Here is a 22,400-nt window from a genome sequence, read left to right as displayed (position 1 = left end):
TTTGATATTTAGGTTTTGGGGTTTACCTCCGCAGCTTCTTGTTCACACTGGAAATAAAGAAAACAGGAGGTGAAGTGTATGAACGGAAAGAGAAACTGTTACAACAACGCTTACATCGAATCCTTTTACGGTATTCTTAAACGCGAGCTAGTATATCAAACGAAGTATAAAACGAGAGAAAAAGAGGAAGAATAGTTATTTGCGTACATCGAGTTCTTCTACAATTCCAAACGAATCCATTCGATTTTTGGTTATCATACACTGAACTAATTTGAACGTATGTATGGAAATTTTTTATGAAGGCCACCAAGAGAAAGCGCGGTAGAAATCTGTGTTAGTATCAGTTCTTATCTAGACCGGATTTTCATCGGTAAGCAGTGCCCAGCTTAGCTGGGCACTCAAATAAAAAAGACTGTAGACAAATTCGATGAAAATCGATCTTCTCTACAGTCTGGAACGTCGTGAAAACGACGTTTTTTATCATATAAGAGGATTAAGAAGTTCCTTCCCAATAATATTTAAAGCTTTTACCGATACCAAATAAATTGTGAAATCCTTCATGTCTATCTCTTACCAATGTTACTCTTGGACGGTCTGTATATGGACGAGTTAAATATAGCTCATGAGACGGTGCGCGATCATGACGACCCGTAACAGAGTTATCACCTTCCATACTTAAGCTAGCTACATACCAGTAATCAATTGTAGGTGGAGAAATATAATAGAATGCTTTAAATGGAATTCCAACCGAGTGATTTACAGTAAATACCAAAGAATTCCTTGTGGAATAAATAGTTTCCAATGAGATTCCATCCTTTGAAGCTCTAGCATATTCTGGGCTGTGTCCAGGCTTGTAAAGGATACTTTCAGCAACATCCGTTTCATCTGTTAATTTAGCACTTGAAGTTCCATTGGTAAATCGTGCTAAAACTACTGTTTGTGTACGGTACCTGTTATCACTATAGCTGAACTTTCTGTCATCCCCATGAAACTCTGCTCCCTCTCCAAAACCAACCATACTAACCTTATCCTTTGGTATAAAGGTTTTGTACTTAAATTCATATTGATAATCATAGCCAGAAGAAGCAACCCCTCTTTTAGGAGAAGCATAAAAATATTCCTCTTCTATCTTTGGAATTTTTGCTTCATTTCCAATTTCATAATATAAATAATAATTACCATCGCTATCTTCCTTGACACCTTTATCTTTCGCTTCTTGTAACATCTTTGAATCAGTTATTTTTGTTTTCCCTAGAACTTTGTAATAATAGTGTTCACCAGGAGTTACTGCAGTATCTATGAAGCAAGAAGATTGTGTTTCTCCAAGTTTATCATCATTACGATAAACTTCATACGTGCCATCGTCATCTGGAATTTTTCCATCCCATTTTTGTTCAATTGTATCCTTGGTGATATTAGCAGCTAGTGTTACATTATCTAAAACTGTAGTCTTAGTAGGTGCTGCTGAACGTGCTAATGCCATTTTAGCGTTCTCTTTAGTCATTATCTGTACAATATTTACATCAACAGGCTTGTTATCTTTATCAAAAGCAACAACTTTAAAGGAGTAACGTGTATTATCGCTTAAATTCTTATGAGTATAGCTTGCTTCTGTTCCTGTATATACTAATTTATTTTTTAAGTAAACTTTGTACTTATCAGCTATACCATTCCATTTTAATGATACAGTATTAGTAGTAGATTCTGATTTTACATTTAATTCTTCCATTGGATTCTTTTTTACTGTACTTTGTAAAGAACGAAGGCCTGTTCTATTTAGTCTTTTGCACATTTTATCCTCATTTTTAGAATAGTTAAATGTAAATTTAGCCCCACCAGTTAGTTCTAAATACTCCACAGTAATCTTGTGTTTTCCACCAGTAACTGCTCTATTTAATCCATATAATTTATTATCTCCGCCACCCCAGTTATCAATAACAAGTTTATCATCTAAGTATACTCGGACACCATCATCTGTAACACCATCGAAATAATATTCACCCTCATCAAAGTTGGCGATTTTTGTGTATCTTATTGAGAAATTATCGGCAGGTACACTTGGATGTGGGGAACCATTTTTCCAATCAAATTGGATTTTATCTATTTTGTCTTTGTTAGTCTTTCCTGCTATGTGGACTGGATTGCCTTTAAATTCTGTGTTATTAAAGTATTCTGCTGTCCATGTATTTTGTTGAATAGCTTGACTATATGGTTCAATATCAAATTTCAAGTTGGCTCCACCAGTTAATTCTAAATATTCAACGGTGACTTTATGTTTCCCCTCAGTAACTGGGACTTTCTTCGCAGATATTTTATCGTATCCGCCCCCCCAATTATCAATAATGAGTTTATCATCTAAATATACTCGCATACCATCATCTACTATGCCACCAAAGTAATAATCACCAGATTTAAAATCTTGCACTTTGGTAAAACGTGCTGTGAAATTGTCACTTTTTACATTTGGATGTGGAGAACCATCTTTCCAATCAAAATTAATTGTATCTATTCTATCTTTAGAATTTTTACCAGCTACAACAACTGCGTCACCTTTAAATTCTGTATTGTTATAGTATTCTGCTGTCCATGTATCATGCTGTACAACATCCTTATATGGTTGAATACTAAATTTTACATCACTAGAACGGACTGCTTCCATATATTGAACTTCTACAAGATGAGTATCCTTTTCATTTGTAGACCCAAATGCCCCACTAGCTGTGTTATCTTGAATCGTAATCTTTCTAGCATGTTCTTTATCCCATTTTCCAGTATCCCATTCATCTATGATAAGTTTACCATCGATAAATAAACGCATACCATCATCCGCTTTTCCACGAACAATATATTCTCCTGCCGGTAATCGTTTTACTGTAGTATACCGAGCAGAAAAATTATCTGCAGGAATTTTAGGTGACGGTGAGCCTTCTCCGCTATTTTCAACTAGTGCTTTCTCAATACCTTGCGGTGCAATGATTTTTGCATCAACTGGATAACCTTCTAAATTCCTATTTGGATAATAATAAGCTAACCAATGATCAAAAGGTACAATATCGGAAAAAATAGCTGCTTGACCACCATTTTCATAAAAATCAGTTTGAATTTTATGATCACCTTGCTTCACATTTGTTATAAGAGCACGATCGATTTGTCCACCAACATCATACCAACGATCAATAACTTTCTTTCCATCAAAAGTTACTCGAACACGATCATCTGCCAAGGTATGAACAAAATAATCTCCCGCATTCATGTTCTGTGATTGATTAAATTGAGCTGTGAAATGATCATTTTGTACACCAGAAGGAGCTCCATATCCCCAATTATAATGAACTGTACCTCCTGTTTGTGTATAAGTGGCACTTTCTGCATTTCCAATCGAAGTTACAGTAAATAGTCCTGCAAAAGTTACTCCTATAAAACTTGTTATCAATCTTACATTTTTCATTATATCCCCCTATTAAATGAAATATTAATCAAATTAGAGTATATCACAATAATAAAAAATTACTATATGTATTTGTATAAAAGAATCAATTTTATAATTGTTTCTTTTCTTGAGTGGGATGGGCAGAATTTTAGAGGTGGTTTTTTTGAAAATACTAAGCGGCTTGATTCATTTCTTTCATTTTCTGATTGATTTGATCTACAGCTAGCTTTGAAGCATTATAAACAAGCGTCACAAGATTGAAATGTACTTTTGCTCGTTTTCCAGATCAATATCGGACATTTTTTAACTGAAAGGATTCTTTTAGATATGCGTTCACTCGTTCGACAGCACTTCTTTGATTGTAAAGCTTTTTTCATGCTTCTGTTCCACGACCTGGAGCGCTATATTTCCGAATATCGGTCTCCATTTTGATTTTGTAGCCTTTTGGCAAAGAGAATCCATCGCTAATTGGCAAGTCTTACACTTATTTGGTCTTGTGTACGGCAATGTTTGATATTTATCATCAAAACTATCCTAGCGATAAGAGTGTTCACGCACGCAAGTAGGAGCGAAATATTCATCAAAACTAAGGAGTTTCCCTTCGTTTTTTTGTTATAAGCAATGATTGCTTTTATTTTCATGCGGTGAAGTTATGTGTAGTAGAGTAAGAATTCGTCGCTTTACTATGTTACTATAGTAGGTTTCCTTGAACTCCCCTCGACCGTACGTACTCGTCTCCGAGTATACGGCTTTCCACTTACATGGGCTGTATAATACAATTTCTGAGTCTTGTATAGAGCCTTTCGCTCCTTTCGCCATGTACTAGGCTTTCCCTAGCTCGGACTACTACGAGAACTCCGTTACCATATTGGATATTCAGTACCTTTGCACATAGCCTTCTTTGGCTCTCCAACTTAGGCAATCTCCATTTAGTATGTTACGTACAGGCACGATAAGTTATCGGAGGGAACATTCATCCTTTTCCTATACTGAAGGTGTGTCTATCCTTGTGACTCAGAAACTAGGAAAATAGTTGCAATTTATAACTTTTCCAAATTTTAATAACTTCAAAATTTGGAAAATCTAGTGATTCATAAATATTTTCTTTTTTTATGTTTAAATCACAAAATCTAGTGATGAACCAAATAAAGAACATCAAAAGAAGAGCTTACGGACACCGCAATTTAGAACGATTTAGACTGCGTGTATTTTTAGAATGTACAGGTAATACTTATAAAAATACTATAGCGTAAGTTTCTATTTGTTCAGCTACAACAATGGTAGTTGAAGAAGGACATCACCTGTTCGGTTACGCACTCTCGTTAACTTATTTCTAGGATTATGTGTAAACCACAGAAAATGGTGAAGAGTTGTGAAAAATAGAAACTCAGTAAAAGCATTAATTGTACGAGATGATCATTTTTTCAGGCTGTGCAGAAACCCTTCTCCACAGCCTGTTTTTTTGTCTGAACATCTTTTTATCTGTCAACATTGATAAAAAAGATGCAAAGGAATAATGCCCTATGATGGGAGCACTGAAAAATCATCGTGATGAGCGTGTAACAATTTCTGTAGAAGAGCTAGTTCCACAATACCATTTCCTTTGTGCCATTGAGGCAACAATTGATTTTCATTTCATTGAAGAAAAATTACGTCCTTATTATTGCGAAAACAATGGAAGGCCTTCGATTCATCCAATTGTTTTATTCAAGATGATGTTTATCGGTTATTTTTACGGAATTCGATCTGAACGCCAATTAGAAAAAGAAATTAAAATGAATGTTGCCTATCGTTGGTTTTTAGGATTTTCTTTATCTGATACTGTACCAGATCATTCCACAATAAGCTGGAATCGTCGGACTCGTTTTATTCATACGAATATTTTTGAAGAAATCTTTGATGAAATTGTACGCCAAGCCACGGAACATCGAATGGTAGGTGGTCGTGCATTAATGACAGATTCTACTCACATCAAAGCGAACGCCAATAAAAATAAGTTTATTCATAAAGAAAAACCTAAATCTTGTATAGAAGAATTAGAAGAGGCTGTCACACAAAATCGTGAGGATCATGGAAAAAAGCTTTAAAGCCCAAAAAGGAAGGTGTTGCCAACAAAGATAAAATCCGTGAAAGTACAACAGATCCAGACAGTGGTTTTTTAATGAGAGATGGAAAACCAAATGGATTTCACTATTTAGATCATCGAACAGTTGATGCGAAATATAATATTATCACGGATACATGTATTATACCTGGAAATGTGGCAGATTCCGAGGTGTATTTGGCACGCCTTCAAGCTCAAGTTCAAAAGTTTCAATTTCAAGTAGAAGCGGTGGCACTGGATGCAGGGTATTTTACAGGACATATCTGTAAGAAATTATTAGAGCAAAATATTTTCATGGTGATGGGATATCGCCGATTTGGCAATCAAAATAAGGAAGTGCCAAGACGATCATTTCGTTATGTTTCTGAAAGTGATGTATTTGCATGTCCAATGGGATGTATTTTGAAGTATGCGACGACGGATCGAGAAGGATATCGTCATTATAAAGCGGACAAAAAGGATTGTGCCGTATGTCCTTTGCGTTCAGATTGTTTTTCAGCGACTCAAAAACGTCGAGAGATTACACGTCATATTTGGGAAGATTATAAAGATATTGCACGAGCATACAAGCGAACGAAAACAGGAAAACAATTATATAAAGTGCGCTGTTCTACAATTGAGCGGAGTTTTGCCGATGCGAAAGAACTACATGGCTATCGATACGCTCGGTTCCGAGGGCTGAAGTCTGTCCAAATACAGGCATATCTCACAGCAGCCTGCTAAAACATGAAAAAAATAGCCCTTCATCTGACCAGAAAGGGTCAGTTGAAGGGCTATTTTTTATTTAATATAAGGAGCTGGATCTACAGCGTTTGATTTACTTTGATTCCATTCGCCGAAGTGCAGTTCGAAGTGCAAGTGTTGTCCTTGTGAATCCCCTGTATTTCCCATGATTCCGAGCTGTTGCCCTTGTTTTACAGTTTGTCCAACCGAAACAGAACGGCTATTCATATGAGCATAAACTGTTGTGTATGTTTGGCCGTTTATACGGTGCGATAAGTATACAACATTCCCGTAACTAGTAGAGAAATCAGAGCGAATAACAACGCCGTCAGCTGCAGCAAAAATTGGTACCGTACCAGAAGCTGCGATATCTAGGCCTTTATGACGATCACGTGTTGGATCATTAAAACCAGAAGAAAATCTACCAGCTGCTGGTTTAATGAAACCGCCAGTACTTTCTCCTTGAGGTGCAGGGGCAGTTTGAGATGAAGGAGCTGTTTGCTGTTGCCCTTCAGCTTTTTTCGATTCATTTGCTTTTTTAGCGTCTTCTGCTCGCTTTTCTTCTTCAATTGCATTTTGGACAGCTTTCCGCTGATTTTCTAAAATACCTTTTGATTCTTCTAAGCTTTCCATCTCGGAATCTATTTTTGAAGCTTTTGCGTGTAAATCAGCAATCAAAGTTTGTTGTTGCTGTTGATTTGCTTGAAGCTCTTGCTGTTGCTTCTGTAACGTTTGCTCTGCTTCTTTTAGTTGCTGTTCTTTTTTCTCAACCGCTTCTTTTTCTTTTTTAACGGTATCTTGGTCGTGCGTTTGTTGTTTAACCATGTCTGTATCGCTATTTAAAATTAAACTAACAGAATACACATTTTCTAATAGTTCAGCGATATTGTTCGTATTAATTAATACCTCTGTAATTAAATTTGTACGTGGTTTTTCTTGCATAGATTGTAATCTTTGCTTAATTAATTCTTGGCGCGTATTGATTTGCTTTTGTAATTCTTCGATATGCTTTTTTTTCTCTGTAATACTTGCTTGTGTTTTTTCAATTTCTGTTTTTGTTGCTTTTAAATCTGTCTCATTTTTATTAATAGAAGCAGTTAATTCATCGATTTTTTTCTGTAAGTCTTGAATTTCTTTTTCTATTTTTTGTTTTTCTTCTGATTTCATATGTAACTCTTGTTGTTTACCGTCTAGTTGTGATTGAATATTAGATAATTTATCTTGACTCGTCTCCGCATACACTGGTGAAAGCACGGGAGAAACGAGAATAGTACCGGCTGTCAATAAACTAAACGCTGTTATTTTTTTGTTCATCTGCCTATCTCCTTTCCCTATGTTTCTATCTAATCATAGAAAGGCGAAAAATGTCTATTGTTGTAATGATAATGTAAAAAAATATTTAAGGAATTGTTATTAAATGGCGAAAATTAGAAGAATTTTACGTCTTAATTGTTCGTTTCTATGACGTATATTAATTTATCATAGTTAATAGATTTATTGCAATAAATAAGAAATAAGGAATCGTTCTCATGTGAGGTTTCCTAACATTGTTTTATTTTTGTCAACAAAAATATTTGCATGCTGGTAAACTTATTTAGTTGTCAGATTTCTATTTTTGTCTTATCATTTTAGGAGGGGAAGAAAGTATTGAATAGTCGAACAATATTTAATACTTTTATTTTCATATTTTATAGAAAAATAAAATATGAAAATAAAAAACATCTAAGAAGGGGGTTGCAGCAAGTATGAAAAGAATTGGACTTGCATGGCAAATTTTAATAGGTCTTGCTCTCGGTATCCTCGTAGGGGCGATTTTTTATGGGAATCCAGAGGTTGCAAAGTTTCTACAACCGATTGGTGATATTTTTATTCGTTTAATCAAAATGATTGTTGTACCAATTGTAGTAGCAAGTATTGTTGTTGGTGTTGCCGGCGTTGGCGATGTGAAAAAGCTTGGACGTTTAGGCGGAAAAACAATTATTTATTTTGAGATTATTACAACGATTGCGATTGTTGTTGGTTTATTAGTAGCAAACATATTCCAGCCGGGAAAAGGCGTGGATATGTCAAACTTACAGAAATCAGATATTTCTAAGTATACAGCTACAACAGAGCAAGTACAGAGTCATTCATTTGCAGATACGTTTGTAAATATTGTTCCAACGAATATTATGAAGTCGTTAGCAGATGGTGATATGCTTGCAATTATTTTCTTCTCTGTATTATTTGGTTTAGGTGTAGCGGCAATTGGAGAAAGAGGAAAACCAGTTCTAAATTTCTTCCAAGGTGTAGCCGATGCGATGTTTTATGTAACAAACCAAGTAATGAAGTTTGCGCCGTTTGGTGTGTTTGCGTTAATTGGCGTAACGGTTTCTAGGTTTGGTGTAGCGTCATTAGTTCCATTAGGTAAATTAGTTATTGTAGTTTATGGCTCAATGATTTTCTTCGTTGTTGTTGTATTAGGTCTTACGGCAAAGTTATTTGGAATTAATATTTTCCAATTCTTTAAGATTTTAAAAGACGAGCTTATTTTAGCATATTCTACAGCAAGCTCAGAGACGGTTCTACCAAAGATTATGGAAAAGATGGAGCGTTTCGGATGCCCGAAAGCAATTACATCTTTCGTTATTCCAACTGGTTATTCATTTAACTTAGATGGTTCAACGTTATATCAAGCAATTGCAGCGATTTTCTTAGCGCAAATGTATGGTATTGATTTATCTATTTCACAACAAGTTACTTTACTTCTTGTATTAATGGTTACTTCAAAAGGGATTGCTGGTGTACCGGGCGTATCATTCGTTGTATTATTAGCAACGCTTCATACAGTAGGTATTCCATCTGAAGGTTTAGCGTTTATCGCTGGTATTGACCGTATTTTAGATATGGCACGTACTGCAGTAAACGTAGTAGGGAACTCTTTAGCTGCGGTTGTTATGTCTAAATGGGAAGGACAATATGACGCAGAAAAAGGACAAGCTTATTTGAAAGAAATTTCAGAGAAGCAAGTAGCTTAATTGATGGAAAGGCCTTCACGGTGCACGTGAAGGCTTTTTACTATTTAAATACACGTTAAAAAACCTCATATATCAAAAAAATACCAACTATTTTGATGGAAATAATGTTTGACATTTTCTCTTGTAGCGAGTAAAGTAAGGAAAGATTAATTTACACAAAATATAATATGAAACCTTCTTATCAAGAGAGGCGGAGGGACTGGCCCTACGATGCCTCGGCAGCGGACTTATAATAGAGTGCTGTGCCAAATCCAGCAAGCGATATGCTTGATAGATGAGAAGAGTGTTTCTTATATATGATATATAAGACCTCTTCTCTTCAGAAGAGGTCTTTTTTCGCTCTTGTGAAGGATAGGTTTAGAAAGAGGAGAGGTTATAACGTTGGAACAAACAAAAGGAAATGGGTGGGCATTATTACCACTTGGCATATTTTTAGCATTATTTATTGGTTCTGGTGTAATTACAGGGGACTTTTATAAGTTACCCATTTTGGTTGCGATTATAATTGCAGTTGCTGCTGCATTAGTAATAAATAGGAAAGAAAACTTTACGACAAAGGTTGAACGTTTTGCTAAAGGGGCTGGCAATCCGGATATCATGATCATGGTATTGATCTTTGTATTAGCAGGTGCATTTTCTGAAACGGCAAAAGGTATGGGCGGCGTTGCGGCAACTGTAAACTTAGCTCTTTCTATTTTGCCGCAAGGATTTTTAGTAGTTGGTTTATTTGTTATCGGTGCTTTTATTTCATTAGCAATGGGAACGTCAATGGGGACGATTGCTGCATTGGCTCCAATTGCAGTAGGGATTAGTGGAAACACGGATATTTCTATGGCACTTGCTATGGCAACAGTTGTTGGTGGTGCGATGTTTGGCGATAACTTATCTTTTATTTCAGATACGACAATTGCCGCTGTACGTACACAAGGAACGGAAATGAAAGATAAATTTAAAACAAATTTCTTAATTGTATTACCAGCTGCTATTGTTACGTGTGTACTGTTAGTCGTTCTTACGTTAGGTACTCATTCAAATATGACGGCACATGCATTTAACTGGGTAAAAATTTTGCCGTATGCTGGAGTATTAATTGCAGCGCTGCTTGGATGCAACGTACTAGTTGTATTAACTGGGGGAACAGTGCTAGCGGGTATTATTGGTATGGTAGACGGAAGCTATACACTAGCAAGCTTCTTTAAAAGTGTTACAGTAGGAATTAATGGGATGATGGAGCTTGTATTATTAGCAATCTTAATCGGTGGAATGGTTGAAATTATTCAATATAACGGTGGTATTCATTATTTAATGAATGTACTAACGCGTAATATTCGTTCGAAAAAAGGTGCAGAGTTTGGAATTGCTGGTCTTGTAAGTATGACAAATATGTGCACTGCAAATAATACGATTTCTATTATTTTCACAGGTCCACTAGCAAAGAATGTTGCAGACAAATATAATATTGATCCGAAAAAATCTGCGAGCTTATTAGATTTATTCTCTTGTAGCGTACAAGGATTAATCCCATACGGTGCGCAAATGCTAACGGCGGCAGGATTTGCTTCACTTTCACCAATTGAATTATTACCGTACTCATTTTATCCAATGTTAGTTGCGGTTTGCGGTATTATCTCAATTATTATTAATTTCCCGCGTCTCTCGCCTAAAGCTGAGAAAAAGGAATATCAAAAAACAGCATAATGAACAAAAGAGGATGTCTTATAGAAGGCATCCTTTTTGTTTTTTATATTACAACAATAGAACTCCATTTTTATTTATACAAATATAAGTCGCTGCTATGCATGGCCAGTTGCTCTCGCCCACCGAAAAAGAAAAGGGTTTTTATATTAGTTCTTCAATTTGCGTATATATATGTCGGTTTTTAACATGTTTTTCTATTATTCCAGGTCTGATAATAAATAGGACTTAAGTCCGAGAGAAAAACGGTTCTTAAGCTCGTTATAGAAACATGAAAAGATAGGTAAGATAAGAGTATCAAAACGAAGGGAGGCAAGCACAAGATGAAACAATTTTTAGCGTTTATGGCAGCCGGTATTTTGGCTTTAATTGCTCTTGGAAGTCTTGCTGGTATTGTAGGATTAGCAATTGGAGCAGGGATTGTGTATTGGAGCTATAAATCATTTGTGCGAGCACAATCATTTTTTGGAAAGTTAGCTTGGGGGATCGTTGGTTTAATTGGCTTGTCAATTGCCCTATCTCATTCTCCAGCGTTAATCGGTATTGCGGCATTAGTCGTTCTATATTACGGATACCGTGAATGGAAAAAAGAGAAAAATGTAGTAGATACTTCTTCTGATAGTTCGAAGCCATATAGCAATTTTGAAGATGAGTGGAACAGATTGATGAAAAATAACTAATATGAAATGAAAAAAATAATAGAGTAGAAGAGAGGAAGATTAAAAATGAAACAATCATTATTTGGACGTGTACGTAATGCAATACTTGCAGATCTTCATAATACGTTAGACGAGAAAGAAAGAAAAAATCCAGTTGCGATGTTAAATCAATATTTACGTGATAGCGAGCGTGAAGTAACAAAAATTGAAAAGTTAATTGAGCGTCATAAAACATTAAAATCTAATTTTGCTCAAGAACTTGAGCAGGCGCGATATTTCGTAAATAAGAGATCCAAGCAAGCTGTAATTGCAAAAGAAGCAGGAGAAATGCAACTGCATGAGCGTGCATTAGAAGAATTGGCATACTACGAAGGGCAAGTCGCTCGCTTAGAAGAAATGTATGCAGGTGTTTTAGAACAAATTGATGAGTTAGAGCGTCGTCTTCGTGAAATGAAAAATAAATTAAAAGAAATGAATGCAAAACGTATGGAATTAATGGCACGTGAAAATATGGCACATGCGAACCGTCGCATGAATACAGCTCTTCATAAAATGGATGAAAACAACCCATTTTTACGCTTTGAAGAGATTGAAACTCACATTCGTGATTTAGAGCTTCGTATCAATGAAGATCATACACGTGACACATTTGATATGAAGATTGCAAAGCTTGAACGCGAAATGAAGGAGAAAAAAGAAGTATCTTTAGACAAATAAGTAACAAAATAATTGTAGTATATTATATAAATATAAGTTGAAAAAAGGACATAAAAACCACTTTTTTTAAGGAAGGAGGCCAGAGCAACTGGCCATGCATAGAAGCGGTCAGGGCCTTTTCCTGCCACGTGCAAAGTTTAAAACAAAGGTAGAAAGCAAGTAGCGGCCATGTTTTGTTCTGCATAGCAGCCATTTATATGTTGAAAAATCATCTTGTATTTATATATAAAACAAGCTTATGATATAGTGATAGAAGAAAAGGTGTTGGAATACAATGCCTTTTTCTTCTATGTATATACAATAAAGAAGGGGGGAGCTGCAATGAAGAAACAATTTTCGAAAACACAATTATTAGGGATGCTCCTCGTCATATTTGCATTCGGTCTTTTTCTCGATATGATTCTTGGACACTTTGAGCCTGGTGCTCTTATTTTTGCCTTTATTATGATCATGTTTGGAAGACATTATCGAAAAAAGAATCGATATGTGAGAGGGAATGTGTGTCTATTTGTTGGGGGACTTGTTTTCTTATTTTTCCTATTTTCATCAGCAGCTTTCGTTCTCGTTTTATTTGCTTGTTTAGCTTTCATTGGTTACCAACTGATGCAAGGTCAGCAGAAGACAAAAGCGGTACAGGTAGAAATTAAGGAAAAAGAATATATAAATGAAGAAAAACCAATCTATCGAACAGAACCGTATATAAAGAATATAATGGTTGGTAACGTGCGAATAATGGACCATATATATGAGTTAGAAGATGTTAATATTCAATATGGAGTCGGTGATGTTGAAATTGATTTAACAACAGCTATGATTCCAGAAGGCGAAACGGTCATTGTCATTCGTGGTGTGATTGGTAATATTCGTTTGTATGTTCCATACGACATCGAATTATCTTTGAATCATTCTGTTATTGTTGGGAGAATATTGCTTCCATCGCATGAAGAAACAGGCTTTAATCGTAATGTGAAGTTTAGAACGGAACAGTATAAAGAAGCTCCTCGACGTATTAAAATTATTTCTTCGCTTATCGTAGGCGATACGGAAGTGAGGAAAATATAATGAAAAAACAGAAGAACATTTCATGGATGTATATTCGCTACTCGATATTGTCTTCTATGAGTATTGCACTTATTTGTACTATCGTTTTTATATGGAAAAGCCAGCAAAATATGTATGATTTATTGTGGAAAGAATCTATTGCTTCTGTTCCTGTTAGTTTGTTTATTTTAGGTACGAGTCTTCTCATTGGTGGAATTGTTGGCTATGCAATTGGCTATTATATGCAGCAGCGTATTCAAGGGTTAACGACTTTTTTATTTGAAGTAGAAAGAGGGAATTTTCCAAGAGATGCTTCGTTTACAGGGGAAGATGAATTTCAAGAAGTAGAACGGAAAGTAATTGCGCTTGCTAGACGTTTAGAAGAGCAAGCAGGATTATTTCAAAAAGTAACGAATGAACGAGCGCAGTGGAATGAAGAAATGAGGCAACAGGCCATTTCAGAGGAGCGACATCGTTTAGCGAGAGAGCTTCATGATTCTGTTAGTCAACAGCTCTTTGCGATGTCGATGATGATGTCAGCAATTAATGAGCAAACCACTCATATACCAGAGGGTACGCAAAAACAATTAAAACTTGTTGAAAATATGGTTGTAAATGCTCAATCAGAAATGAGAGCGCTTCTTCTTCATTTACGCCCCGTCCAATTAGAAGGTAAAAAGTTAACCGAAGGCATTGAAGAGTTATTGACAGAGCTTTCAAGAAAGCAGCATATGAAGATTGAATGGTTGATTGAGCCAATTCAATTGAAAAAAGGTGTAGAAGATCACTTATTCCGTATTGTACAAGAAGCACTATCCAATACATTACGGCATGCAAAAGCAAAGAAAACAGAAGTAAGACTGCGTCAAATTGATGAATATGCAATTTTAAAAATAATTGATGATGGCGTAGGCTTTGAAGTAGGAGTGAACAAAGCAGGATCATATGGTCTTCGCTCTATGCAAGAGCGCGTTCATGAAATTGGCGGAACTTTAAAGGTATTAAGTTTTCCGAATAAAGGAACGCAAATTGAGGTGAAAGTGCCGATTCTTTTAGAAAGAGGGGAGGAACAAGATGATTAAAGTATTGCTTGTTGACGATCATGAAATGGTTCGTATGGGTGTATCGGCCTATTTATCGACTCAGCCAGACATTGAAGTTGTAGGAGAAGCGGAAAATGGAAGAAAAGGTTCAGAATTAGCACTATTACTAAAACCAGATATTATTTTGATGGATCTTGTTATGGATGAAATGGACGGAGTTGAAGCAACGAGAGCGATTATTCAAGAATGGCCAGAAGCAAAAATTGTTGTTGTGACAAGCTTCTTAGACGATGAGAAGTTATATCCGGTTATTGAAGCTGGTGCAACTAGTTATTTGTTGAAAACATCTAGAGCAAGTGATATAGCAGATGCAGTTCGAGCGACATACGATGGAGAAACAGTACTCGAACCGAAAGTTACCGGAAAAATGATGTCACGTATGCGTCAAAAGAAGGAACAGCCACTGCATGAAGAGTTAACAGAACGAGAGTTTGAAATTTTATTATTGATTGCCGAGGGAAAGAGTAATCAAGAAATTGCTGATGAACTATTTATTGCTTTAAAAACAGTGAAAACGCATGTCAGTAATATTTTAAATAAATTACATGTAAGTGATCGAACACAAGCAGTTATTTATGCGTTTCGTCATCAGATTACAAATTGAATTACCCCGCCTATCGTTTCAGGAGTGCACCTCAATTGCTAGACACACTCTAACAATTGGAGGTGCTTTTTATTCTGTATGTGTTCAATATATTTTTTGAATATGATTCCTCTGAATATTTTCTAAAGATGGATTAGAACGGATGAAATTGGCGAATGCTTCTTGATCTGTTGGGCCTTCAACGCGATTTCGCCCTTTTTGAAATATGGTAAACTTATCTCCGCCATTTGCTAGAAAGGCATTTGCTACGACAGAGTATGTTGTATAATCTTGGAGCGGCTCACCGTTTTCTAGTGTAATTGATTCTACCCCATTTTTCCCCCATGTGTAACGAATTCCAGATACTTGTAACATTCTTATTGCATCATCCCATTGTTCGTGCAGGACATTTCGAATTTCTTTACCGGTTAAATCCATTTTAATGAGTTTATTTTCAAAAGGCTGGATGAGAAATGTATGTTTCCATGTAATGAAACCTTCTGGTAAATTATGGCGTATTGTGCCAGGGTTAACAAATGCAATGTCAGCTTGCATAGCTTGACGCTGGGATGCAGCAAGAAGAGCACCAAGATCTGATTCTCCGTCATTATTTTGATCTCGCGTCAGCTCGTGTACACTTTTTCCTAGTACTCGCTCGGTTATTGGAGCTATTTTTGCTTGATAGCTTTGAATCCATGATTGGATAATCGGATTAGGTTGCATTTCGTCGGGATAAGTAGGAAGAATCTTTGCTGTTTTTTTGGTGATGTCTTTTGTTTTGCGATTAATTGTAATTTGTACATTTGCCAAAGCTCTTCCGTAAGAGTACGCTTCAACAAGTAGTTTTCCATTCACATATCCATTCATATAAGAATGATTGTGTCCGCCAAATAGTATATCTACATCATCATCAAGTTTGCTGGCTAAATCAGCAAGTGGCCCGTAGGTACGTCCGTCTGTTGTCTTACCATCTAAGTGAGCAAGAACGATAATAGCATGGATGCCTTTTTGTTGTAATTCTCGTACGTATGTTTGAACAGCAGTAGCTTCATCTATAAAAGTGACTGCCGACATATCGCTATGCATCGTAAGAAAGGGTGTTTCTTTTGTAACGATACCAATAAAAGCAATAGGAATCCCATCAATCCACTTAATTGCATATGGTGGGAATAGAGGTTGATTTGTGTTAGCATTTAGTACATTTGCACAAACATAAGGGAAAGAACTACCTGAAAACATACCGGTTTTTGGATGAAACCCGCCGTCAATTAGTCGTTTTAGCTCTTCTACACCTTCGTCAAACTCATGATTACCAATTGTTCCAACGTCAAATTGTAGCATGTTTAAAAATTCTATCGTTGGCTCATCTTGAAAGAGAGCCGAAATGGGGGGGCTGCCGCCAATCATATCACCAGTATGAACAAGTAAGGTATTTGAAAATTGTTGTTTATAGGCGTTGATATAAGAGGCTATGTAGTCAGCGCGACCGGCAGGTTTTCCGTGCAGTGGTGTAGTTGTGTTAATTTGTCCGTGTAAATCGTTTAATCCAATTATTTGTACGGGTATTTCAGGAGACTCTTGAGGGGAAAAAACAGAAGAAAGAGTGAAAGAAATAAGAAAAGGAATATACATAAGAAAGATAAACATGTTGTCACTCCTTTACATATACTGGTATTTTTATTGTATTAAAAGGACAACTTTTTATTTTATTAAAAAATCGTAAATCTTTTATGGGAATTATAAAATTTTTGTTTCTCATACATTTACTTTAATTTTCTCTAAGTGAAGTGTCACTTTATTTTATGAGGAAAAGGAGGATTTATTATTTATTATAGAGAATAATGTAATTATCCACTTGCTGGAAAGAACAAACGAAGCAGAGGTGACGAAAATGCTTGTAATGGGTGTATTGTTGTGTATTACTGCAATTTGTGGTTTTATATGGTTATATTATTCTCGTTCGCTTAAGCAGGCAGGAGTGTTACTTTTTGATAAAGGTAGTTTGTTTGCAAATCAATCCAGATTTTTAGTATGTTCGAAGTGTGGCAGTGCACAGGCAAGAAATGGTGGATATCAAGAGTGTTGCCGAACAAGGTTATGAAAGAGTAACAAGCCTCACGTGATGTGAGGCTTGTTACTCTTTCACAGCTGTCCAAATTGTCCAACGATCTTGTTCTATAATAGGAGAGTTCTCGTAAAGCTTAGAGTGAATATGTTGTAATAACTCAGAAAGCTCATTGTCTGATAATTCATGGAGAATAGAGCGACCTGTACGCGGTGATAAGTCTTGAAGTAAATCTTTAATTGAAGAGTGGATTTTACGAACTTCCCAAAAATTTTGAATTGGATTTGTATAAAAGCCGATATCACGTAACAAATGTAGGATTTGATTTGTTTCCGGTCTTCGTTTTGCTTCTATATGAATTAATTTTGGATAGCAAGAAAAGAAATAGCCACGAATATGTTCTGGACTTCCTGGAATCGTACAGTCTTCAATTGTCCGGTCTTGGAGAATAAGGATACCGTTTCGCTTTAAAATGCGATATGCTTCTTGAAAAAATTTCGGAATATGATCTAGATGATGAATGACCGCTCGTGATAGAACAATATCAAAGGTTTCATCTGCGAAAGGAATGTTATAAGCGTCACCTTGTGTAAAGGAAGCATTTGAAATATGAGTACAGTTTTCTTTGGCAGCTTGAATCATCTGATTTGAAAAATCAACACCAATTACTTCAGCTCCCATCAAAGCGAGTTGTTTCGTATAAATACCACCACCGCATCCGATATCAATTACTCTTTTTTCTTTGACATCTACAATATTTTGTATCATATGTGTCCATGAATCTGTGGCTTGACGATTGGTATACGTATATTTGTTGTCTGAACTATGAAAATTTATCGGCATGTTGTAACCTCCTTTTCATGTATATTATATCGAATTTCATTTGTTAGGCTGATTTTGTTTTCTTTCGAGTACAATAAGTTTTTCTTATTTTGAGGAATGAGGATGAGAGCTATGCGAAAAAAGTGGTTATTCATGTTCTTTCTTTTTTTATTAGTGGCATGTAATCAAGTAGATAAGAAAATAGAACAAGGTGAAAAAATAACAAAAGAAGCGGGGCGTATGATGGAAGAGGATGTACAAGTAATTGTATCTCTAGCAGGGAAACCAGAAACAACATTGAAGGATGAAGAAGCCAAAATAGCGGCTAATATAATTAGTAAAGCAGAGAAACAAAACGTAATCGGTGAATTAGGTGAACCCGAATATGTAATTACAATTAAGAAAAATGGGCAAGAAGAGAAATATAAAGCTTGGCTTCGTACAGAAGCGAGAACAGGGTGGTTACAAAAAGAAACAGATACAAAAAGTTTTTATCTCCTATCAAAAGTGGATACAGAAAAACTGCTTTCTTTATTCCCATCAGCACCTTTAATACAAAATGATGACGAACAACAATCAGCTATAACTAAAATTACGAAAAAAGATTTACAAATTACTCGTTTTCACATTAAAACAAAGGAAAATACAGTGTATTATACAGTATATTATACGATTTCAGATGCATTATATAAAAAGCTGGAAAAAGAAAAAAACTATTATTTTCAATTACAATTTCCTTCGAAAGTACAAAAGATACTAAATAAAGAAAACAGTGAACAAGTACAAGGTGAATTTGTGAAAGAAGGATATAAACAATATGAGGTGAACTTTGTTGTTCCTGCTAGCGGTATATCATCATCTCAATTAAAAGCGTTAGAAGCGTATTATGATCAATACAATCTAAACGTATTTAATTATAAAAAAGAAGAGAAAGGTGCGTTTCAAAACATTATTGAAATAGTGAAAGAATATGGAGAGAAGATGCAGTTAGAAAGATAATGGTTGTTATAAGAAATGAGAAAAAGAGTGATAAAATATCATCACTCTTTTATTTTGTTTTTGTGGAAGGCTCACTCATGGATTTTCGCGTAATAAAATAAGCGATAATAAGTGCAGAAAGGATAATGGAACTAATAAAAATATTGTCAGGTAACCAATCTAAAAGTAATACATGTCCAACAGTATAAAAAATTAGCATAGAAGCTAGAAAAGATAAGGCACCGATCATAACAGATTGTAATGTCACCGTTTTCACCTCCTTGCATTAATAGTATTGGCTAAAAATGGAGGAAATAAACGATAGTTTCCAATAAACTTAAAAAATATGACATAATAAGAAGAAAAAGATTATTGGTAAGGAGAGGAATATGAAACAAAATACAAAAGGATTATGGGGAATTATTGCAGCAGTTGGTGTTTTTCTGTTGTCTAAATTAAAATGGGTATTTGCTATTGTGAAATTAGCAAAGTTTTCTACTGTATTTAGTATGTTGCTATCTCTTGGCGCTTATGCAGCAATATACGGATGGAAATTTGGCGTTGCGCTTATATACTTATTACTGATTCATGAAATGGGGCATTTGTGGGCCGCAAGACGAAAAGGGATTGCAACATCACCGGCTATTTTTATCCCATTTATGGGAGCGGTTATAGGGATGAAAGAATTACCGAAAAATGCAAAAGACGAGGCTTACATCGCATATATGGGGCCGTTGTTTGGTTTACTCTCTTTTTTACCAGCGATTCCGCTGTATATGATAACAAAAGAGCCGTTTTGGGCACTTGTTATTGTACTTGGCAGTATAATTAATTTTTTTAATTTAATTCCCGTATCACCGCTTGATGGTGGACGAATTGTTTCTGTTGTTAGTACGAAAATTTGGGCGCTTGGCCTTGTTATATTGCTCGGTTATGCAATTGTGCAAAAAAGTATTTTTCTTGGATTTATTTTTATATTAGGTTGTCTAGAATGGCACAGAGTTTCAAAGCGAAATCAACCAATCCAAGAGCTTGGGTGGAAAATAAATACTGTAAAAGAATATATGATACGTTTGAAAGAAGAAATGCGAGAAACAGGTGCGCTTCATCGTACCATTTATATGATGCATCATGAAGTGATGATGCTTAGTCAAAAAGAACGAGATAAAACAGTAACAAAAGAAGAGCGTCAAAGAAAAATAGCTTTAGATTACTTACATCCTAAATTTGAACCACTTGATTACGTCCCGTATGAAGAGGAAAGAGAACAGCATCTTTTATTGATGCAAGATGCAGTAGCGGTGTCAGAGCGGAAATTACATAAGTGGGAAGAAGAAAAAGAACAGCATGAAAAGTACTATTCTGCAAATCTGAAAACACGTATAACTATGTTCATTTTGTACATGTTATTACTTGCAGTTCTTGGATATGCTTCCTATCAAGCAAATATTATTTTGCAAGATCAACTTCCGACACGTAATTTGTAAAAAAACGTTGTCGAAAAGGGAAGAACAATTTATACAGGAATCCTCATTTTTTTATAGAATATTACAAATATTACTCTTTTTAGAAATAAATGTAACATTCATATAAAGAAAAGAGGTAGGGTGTATGAAAAAAATGTGGAGTATACTTGGAATTCTTCTTATCATGGGAATCGCTAGTTACGGCTTAAGTAAATTTTTTATACACTATGCGAGTAAGCCAGTTGGTGTAGCATCAATGACAAAAGTAGAAGATGTGAATGAGTCGAAAGAAGTACTACAATTTATAGGAACAACACATGAAAGCTACAATAACTTTTTAAATTACGGAAAAGCAGAAAAGTATGCAGACGGAGATTGGGACCAATTAACGAAATGGTTTCAAGAACAGGAGAATGCTTTAAAAGATTTTGAGAAGAAAGTAAAAAACAAACAAATAAAACGGGATGTGAAACGAAGTTATGAAATTTTGAAAAAGGGAGTAACTACTCGAAATATCGAATATGTTGTTTATGCACATCGTGTATATCATGATCTTGATATTATTGTAAACGAATATACAGGTGAAACAAATATTTGGGGCTATACAGAGTTTGGAAATGGAAAAGATGTAAAATTAATTGAACAGGCACTGCAACAATAGTAATCTTTACTTTATGAGTTTTTCACAAAATCACCATGTTTATAGTGATTAAAATCACAACCTCTATTTTGGGTATACTATACAATGGAAATAGATAAAGAAATAGAGGAGTGAATAGTATGTTAAGTGCAAAAACAATTGAAATTGTAAAATCAACTGTACCGTTATTACAAGAAAAAGGTGTAGAGATTACAACACGTTTTTATCAAATTATGTTTTCTGAGCATCCAGAACTATTAAATATTTTTAACCATACAAATCAAAAAAAAGGGAGACAACAACAAGCATTAGCAAATGCAGTATATGCAGCAGCTAATTATATTGATAACTTAGCAGTAATCATTCCAGTTGTAAAACAAATTGGGCATAAACATCGCAGCTTAGGCATTAAAGCAGAACACTATCCGATTGTTGGAACGTGTTTATTGCAAGCGATTAAAGAAGTAGCTCATGCACCGCAAGAAGTTTTAGATGCTTGGGGTGAAGCTTATGGTGTAATTGCTGATGCGTTTATTAGTATAGAAGCAGAGATGTATGAAGAAGCAGCAGAAAAAACAGGTGGTTGGAGAGATTTCCGTAACTTTATTGTCGTGAAGAAAGAAAAAGAGAGCGATGTGATTACATCCTTTTATTTAAAACCGGAAGATGGAGGGGCGCTATCCTCATTCTTACCAGGACAATATGTAAGTGTACAGATAAACATTGAAGGAGAAACATATACACATAATCGTCAGTATAGTTTATCCGATGCTCCTGGAAAAGATTCTTACCGTATTAGTGTAAAACGTGAGAAAAGTATGGAAGGTCCAGAGGGAGTGATATCTAATTATTTACATGATCATGTAAAAGAAGGAGATATTTTACCCCTAAGTGCACCGGCAGGAGATTTTGTACTTAATATGGATTCACAATTACCAGTTGTGTTAATTAGCGGTGGAGTAGGAATTACACCAATGATGAGTATGTTAAATACATTAATTCAGCAATCACCAAACCGTAATGTATACTTTATTCACGGTGCGTTAAACAGCGATGTACACGCAATGAAAGATTATGTTGCAAATATAGCGCAAGAGCATGAACAAGTAAAAGCATATACTTGCTACTCTGCACCAACTGAGCAAGATAAGAATGTAAAAAATTATGATAGAGAAGGATTCGTTGATTTAGCGTGGTTACAAACTATTATTCCTTCCAATGAAGCAGATTTCTATTTCTGTGGACCGGTACAATTTATGAAGCATATTCATGCAGCTTTGACAGAATGGGGCGTTTCATCAGAACATATTCACTTTGAATTTTTTGGACCAGCAGCAAGCTTACAGTAATTAGAAAG

The 22,400-nt window shown here is 35.4% G+C and carries 18 protein-coding genes, 3 pseudogenes and 1 riboswitch; of the genes and pseudogenes, 15 read left to right on the top strand and 6 right to left on the bottom strand.

Annotation, left to right across the window (positions count from 1 at the left end; genetic code table 11):
- Positions 1 to 93 precede the first annotated feature (93 nt).
- Positions 94 to 270, top strand: a pseudogene (locus H280_RS26810) (IS3 family transposase); the annotation flags it as partial.
- A gap of 223 nt (positions 271 to 493) precedes the next feature.
- Here the strand turns inward: H280_RS26810 and H280_RS24365 are convergent.
- Both H280_RS24365 and H280_RS26340 read right to left on the bottom strand, forming a co-directional pair.
- Positions 494 to 3,448 (bottom strand): PA14 domain-containing protein, encoded by a 2,955-nt coding sequence (locus H280_RS24365; protein ID WP_020060197.1) that lies wholly within the window; start codon positions 3,446 to 3,448, stop codon positions 494 to 496.
- Positions 3,449 to 3,602: 154 nt separating this feature from the next.
- Positions 3,603 to 4,080, bottom strand: a pseudogene (locus tag H280_RS26340) (transposase); the annotation flags it as partial.
- A gap of 489 nt (positions 4,081 to 4,569) precedes the next feature.
- Between H280_RS26340 and H280_RS26805 the strand changes: the two are divergent.
- Together H280_RS26805 and H280_RS24360 are read left to right on the top strand one after the other, a co-directional pair.
- Positions 4,570 to 4,683 (top strand): annotated as a pseudogene (locus H280_RS26805) (transposase); the annotation flags it as partial.
- 270 nt (positions 4,684 to 4,953) lie between these two features.
- Positions 4,954 to 6,257 (top strand): IS1182 family transposase gene (locus H280_RS24360; RefSeq protein ID WP_231401764.1). Its coding sequence is split into 2 segments (ribosomal slippage): positions 4,954 to 5,512 and positions 5,512 to 6,257, totalling 1,305 coding nucleotides; the frame shifts between segments, so codons are not numbered across the junction.
- Between the two features lie 57 nt (positions 6,258 to 6,314).
- Here H280_RS24360 and H280_RS0105885 read toward each other — a convergent pair.
- Positions 6,315 to 7,571 carry a murein hydrolase activator EnvC family protein gene (locus H280_RS0105885; RefSeq protein WP_020060194.1) on the bottom strand — a complete coding sequence of 419 codons (1,257 nt, stop codon included), beginning with the start codon at positions 7,569 to 7,571 and terminating at the stop codon, positions 6,315 to 6,317.
- A 431-nt stretch (positions 7,572 to 8,002) separates the two neighbouring features.
- Between H280_RS0105885 and gltP the strand changes: the two genes are divergently transcribed.
- The 7 genes from gltP to H280_RS0105845 all read left to right on the top strand — a co-directional run bounded on the left by gltP (position 8,003) and on the right by H280_RS0105845 (position 15,093).
- Entirely contained in the window at positions 8,003 to 9,274 is a 1,272-nt protein-coding gene (gltP, locus tag H280_RS0105875; protein ID WP_020060192.1) for a glutamate/aspartate:proton symporter GltP, read from the top strand.
- Between the two features lie 175 nt (positions 9,275 to 9,449).
- Positions 9,450 to 9,555: riboswitch (SAM riboswitch) on the top strand.
- A gap of 100 nt (positions 9,556 to 9,655) precedes the next feature.
- Positions 9,656 to 10,972 carry a Na+/H+ antiporter NhaC family protein gene (locus tag H280_RS0105870; protein WP_020060191.1) on the top strand — a complete coding sequence of 439 codons (1,317 nt, stop codon included), beginning with the start codon at positions 9,656 to 9,658 and terminating at the stop codon, positions 10,970 to 10,972.
- A gap of 320 nt (positions 10,973 to 11,292) precedes the next feature.
- The gene (locus tag H280_RS0105865; RefSeq protein ID WP_020060190.1) at positions 11,293 to 11,649 is read left to right on the top strand and encodes a lmo0954 family membrane protein; all 357 of its coding nucleotides are present in this window, start codon (positions 11,293 to 11,295) and stop codon (positions 11,647 to 11,649) included.
- Between the two features lie 45 nt (positions 11,650 to 11,694).
- Entirely contained in the window at positions 11,695 to 12,345 is a 651-nt protein-coding gene (locus tag H280_RS0105860) for a PspA/IM30 family protein (protein WP_020060189.1), read from the top strand.
- Between the two features lie 321 nt (positions 12,346 to 12,666).
- A complete protein-coding gene (liaF, locus tag H280_RS0105855; protein WP_020060188.1) occupies positions 12,667 to 13,407 on the top strand; it encodes a cell wall-active antibiotics response protein LiaF in 741 nt (246 codons plus the stop codon).
- Positions 13,407 to 14,468, top strand: a complete 1,062-nt coding sequence (locus tag H280_RS0105850) for a sensor histidine kinase (protein WP_020060187.1) — start codon at positions 13,407 to 13,409, stop codon at positions 14,466 to 14,468. The genes liaF and H280_RS0105850 overlap by 1 nt, the downstream gene beginning before the upstream one ends.
- The gene (locus H280_RS0105845) at positions 14,461 to 15,093 is read left to right on the top strand and encodes a response regulator (RefSeq protein ID WP_020060186.1); all 633 of its coding nucleotides are present in this window, start codon (positions 14,461 to 14,463) and stop codon (positions 15,091 to 15,093) included. Before H280_RS0105850 ends, H280_RS0105845 begins: the two co-directional genes overlap by 8 nt.
- An 84-nt stretch (positions 15,094 to 15,177) precedes the next feature.
- Here the strand turns inward: H280_RS0105845 and H280_RS0105840 are convergent, their stop codons facing one another.
- On the bottom strand, positions 15,178 to 16,719 hold the full coding sequence (locus H280_RS0105840) for a bifunctional metallophosphatase/5'-nucleotidase (protein WP_020060185.1): 1,542 nt from the start codon (positions 16,717 to 16,719) through the stop codon (positions 15,178 to 15,180).
- 244 nt (positions 16,720 to 16,963) lie between these two features.
- Between H280_RS0105840 and H280_RS24750 the strand changes: the two genes are divergently transcribed.
- Positions 16,964 to 17,173 (top strand): hypothetical protein, encoded by a 210-nt coding sequence (locus H280_RS24750; RefSeq protein WP_081625617.1) that lies wholly within the window; start codon positions 16,964 to 16,966, stop codon positions 17,171 to 17,173.
- A 33-nt stretch (positions 17,174 to 17,206) separates the two neighbouring features.
- Here H280_RS24750 and H280_RS0105835 read toward each other — a convergent pair whose 3' ends face one another.
- Entirely contained in the window at positions 17,207 to 17,980 is a 774-nt protein-coding gene (locus tag H280_RS0105835) for a class I SAM-dependent methyltransferase (protein ID WP_020060184.1), read from the bottom strand.
- Positions 17,981 to 18,091: 111 nt separating this feature from the next.
- Here H280_RS0105835 and H280_RS0105830 point away from each other — a divergent pair, with 111 nt between their 5' ends.
- Positions 18,092 to 18,958: a hypothetical protein gene (locus H280_RS0105830; protein ID WP_020060183.1), complete on the top strand. Its 867-nt coding sequence runs from the start codon at positions 18,092 to 18,094 to the stop codon at positions 18,956 to 18,958.
- A 49-nt stretch (positions 18,959 to 19,007) separates the two neighbouring features.
- On the opposite strand, the gene H280_RS0105825 is transcribed toward H280_RS0105830, so the two are convergent.
- Positions 19,008 to 19,205, bottom strand: a complete 198-nt coding sequence (locus H280_RS0105825) for a hypothetical protein (protein WP_020060182.1) — start codon at positions 19,203 to 19,205, stop codon at positions 19,008 to 19,010.
- 121 nt (positions 19,206 to 19,326) lie between these two features.
- Between H280_RS0105825 and H280_RS0105820 the strand changes: the two genes are divergently transcribed.
- The 3 genes from H280_RS0105820 to hmpA all read left to right on the top strand — a co-directional run bounded on the left by H280_RS0105820 (position 19,327) and on the right by hmpA (position 22,392).
- The gene (locus tag H280_RS0105820) at positions 19,327 to 20,424 is read left to right on the top strand and encodes a site-2 protease family protein (RefSeq protein ID WP_020060181.1); all 1,098 of its coding nucleotides are present in this window, start codon (positions 19,327 to 19,329) and stop codon (positions 20,422 to 20,424) included.
- 124 nt (positions 20,425 to 20,548) lie between these two features.
- Complete coding sequence (locus tag H280_RS0105815) at positions 20,549 to 21,064, top strand: hypothetical protein (RefSeq protein ID WP_020060180.1); 516 nt, start codon at positions 20,549 to 20,551, stop codon at positions 21,062 to 21,064.
- 119 nt (positions 21,065 to 21,183) lie between these two features.
- Positions 21,184 to 22,392: an NO-inducible flavohemoprotein gene (gene hmpA, locus H280_RS0105810; protein WP_020060179.1), complete on the top strand. Its 1,209-nt coding sequence runs from the start codon at positions 21,184 to 21,186 to the stop codon at positions 22,390 to 22,392.
- Positions 22,393 to 22,400: the final 8 nt, after the last annotated feature.

The organism is Bacillus sp. 123MFChir2 (assembly GCF_000383235.1).
Classification (GTDB): Bacteria; Bacillota; Bacilli; order Bacillales; family Bacillaceae_G; genus Bacillus_A.
This window is presented reverse-complemented; position numbering and strand designations above follow the sequence as displayed.